Below are 2,487 nucleotides of genomic sequence, written 5' to 3' on the forward strand. Positions count from 1 at the left end.
TAACAGGAGCACAAGGACCGCAAGGTATTCAAGGTGTAACAGGTGCTCAAGGACCGCAAGGTGACCAAGGTGTAACGGGTGCACAAGGACCACAAGGTGACCAAGGTGTAACAGGAGCTCAAGGACCGCAAGGTATTCAAGGTGTAACAGGTGCACAAGGACCGCAAGGTATTCAAGGTGTAACAGGTGCGCAAGGACCACAAGGTATTCAAGGTGTAACAGGAGCTCAAGGACCACAAGGTATTCAAGGTGTAACAGGAGCGCAAGGTCCACAAGGTCCACAAGGTCCACAAGGTGACCAAGGTGTAACAGGTGCACAAGGACCACAAGGTGACCAAGGTGTAACAGGTGCTCAAGGACCGCAAGGTATTCAAGGTGTAACAGGTGCGCAAGGACCACAAGGTATTCAAGGTGTAACAGGAGCTCAAGGACCACAAGGTATTCAAGGTGTAACAGGAGCGCAAGGTCCACAAGGTCCACAAGGTGACCAAGGTGTAACAGGTGCACAAGGACCACAAGGTGACCAAGGTGTAACAGGTGCTCAAGGACCGCAAGGTATTCAAGGTGTAACGGGTGCTCAAGGACCACAAGGTGATCAAGGTGTAACAGGTGCACAAGGACCACAAGGTATTCAAGGTGTAACGGGAGCTCAAGGACCGCAAGGTGACCAAGGTGTAACGGGTGCACAAGGACCGCAAGGTGATCAAGGTGTAACAGGTGCACAAGGTGACCAAGGTGTAACAGGTGCACAAGGACCACAAGGTATTCAAGGTGTAACAGGTGCACAAGGACCGCAAGGTGACCAAGGTGTAACGGGTGCTCAAGGACCACAAGGTATTCAAGGTGTAACAGGAGCTCAAGGACCACAAGGTGACCAAGGTGTAACGGGTGCACAAGGACCGCAAGGTGACCAAGGTGTAACAGGAGCACAAGGACCGCAAGGTATTCAAGGTGTAACAGGTGCTCAAGGACCGCAAGGTGACCAAGGTGTAACGGGTGCACAAGGACCACAAGGTGACCAAGGTGTAACAGGAGCTCAAGGACCGCAAGGTATTCAAGGTGTAACAGGTGCTCAAGGACCGCAAGGTATTCAAGGTGTAACAGGTGCGCAAGGACCACAAGGTATTCAAGGTGTAACAGGAGCTCAAGGACCACAAGGTGACCAAGGTGTAACAGGTGCACAAGGACCGCAAGGTGACCAAGGTGTAACGGGAGCACAAGGACCACAAGGTGATCAAGGTGTAACAGGAGCTCAAGGACCGCAAGGTGATCAAGGTGTAACGGGTGCACAAGGACCGCAAGGTATTCAAGGTGTAACAGGAGCTCAAGGACCACAAGGTGACCAAGGTGTAACGGGAGCACAAGGACCACAAGGTGATCAAGGTGTAACAGGTGCACAAGGACCGCAAGGTGACCAAGGTGTAACAGGTGCACAAGGACCACAAGGTGACCAAGGTGTAACGGGTGCACAAGGACCACAAGGTGACCAAGGTGTAACGGGTGCTCAAGGACCACAAGGTATTCAAGGTGTAACGGGAGCACAAGGACCGCAAGGTGATCAAGGTGTAACAGGTGCACAAGGTGACCAAGGTGTAACGGGTGCTCAAGGACCACAAGGTATTCAAGGTGTAACGGGAGCACAAGGACCACAAGGTGACCAAGGTGTAACGGGAGCACAAGGACCACAAGGTATTCAAGGTGTAACGGGAGCTCAAGGACCACAAGGTGACCAAGGTGTAACAGGTGCACAAGGACCACAAGGTGACCAAGGTGTAACGGGAGCACAAGGACCACAAGGTGATCAAGGTGTAACGGGTGCACAAGGACCACAAGGTGACCAAGGTGTAACAGGTGCACAAGGACCGCAAGGTGACCAAGGTGTAACGGGTGCTCAAGGACCACAAGGTGACCAAGGTGTAACGGGAGCTCAAGGACCACAAGGTATTCAAGGTGTAACGGGAGCACAAGGACCGCAAGGTGACCAAGGTGTAACAGGTGCACAAGGACCACAAGGTGACCAAGGTGTAACGGGTGCACAAGGACCGCAAGGTATTCAAGGTGCAACGGGAGCACAAGGACCACAAGGTGACCAAGGTGTAACAGGTGCACAAGGACCGCAAGGTATTCAAGGTGTAACGGGAGCACAAGGACCGCAAGGTGATCAAGGTGTAACAGGTGCACAAGGACCGCAAGGTGACCAAGGTGTAACGGGTGCTCAAGGACCACAAGGTATTCAAGGTGTAACGGGAGCACAAGGACCACAAGGTGACCAAGGTGTAACGGGAGCACAAGGACCACAAGGTGACCAAGGTGTAACGGGAGCACAAGGACCGCAAGGTGACCAAGGTGTAACAGGAGCTCAAGGACCACAAGGTATTCAAGGTGTAACGGGAGCTCAAGGACCACAAGGTGATCAAGGTGTAACGGGAGCTCAAGGACCGCAAGGTGATCAAGGTGTAACGGGTGCTCAAGGACCACAAGGTATTC

The 2,487-nt window shown here is 52.9% G+C and carries 1 pseudogene; it reads left to right on the forward strand.

The annotated features are described in order from the left end of the window. A pseudogene (locus ABD077_RS25040) lies at positions 1-2,487 on the forward strand (collagen-like protein); the annotation flags it as partial.

This window comes from Aquimarina litoralis (assembly GCF_039523995.1).
GTDB lineage: Bacteria > Bacteroidota > Bacteroidia > Flavobacteriales > Flavobacteriaceae > Aquimarina > Aquimarina litoralis.